The following is a 239-nucleotide window of genomic DNA, read 5'->3' on the forward strand; positions in this document are numbered from 1 at the left end:
CGCCTTCGCGTCGAACCACTCGGGACCGCGCACCGAATCGTTGTACGTCGGGCTGCCGAGGTCGTAGCTGCCGGTATCGACGGTGATGCGCGCCGTGCCGCCCGCGGGCTTCGCCGGATCGAAGGCGATCTGCGCGTCGAACTTCATGAAGCGCCCTTCGACCGGCACGTTCATTTGCCGCGAGATCGCCACGAGTGTGCTCCTGTCGGCGTCGATCTGCGCGAACGCCGCGCCGCCGG

The 239-nt window shown here is 68.6% G+C and carries 1 protein-coding gene; it reads right to left on the minus strand.

Annotation, left to right across the window (positions count from 1 at the left end; translation table 11 throughout):
• On the minus strand, nucleotides 1-239 hold a 239-nt coding region (locus SB772_RS45160), incomplete at both ends, for a YceI family protein (RefSeq protein WP_410839169.1).

Origin of the sequence: Paraburkholderia sp. SIMBA_030, from assembly GCF_046535245.1 — a bacterium.
GTDB lineage: Bacteria > Pseudomonadota > Gammaproteobacteria > Burkholderiales > Burkholderiaceae > Paraburkholderia.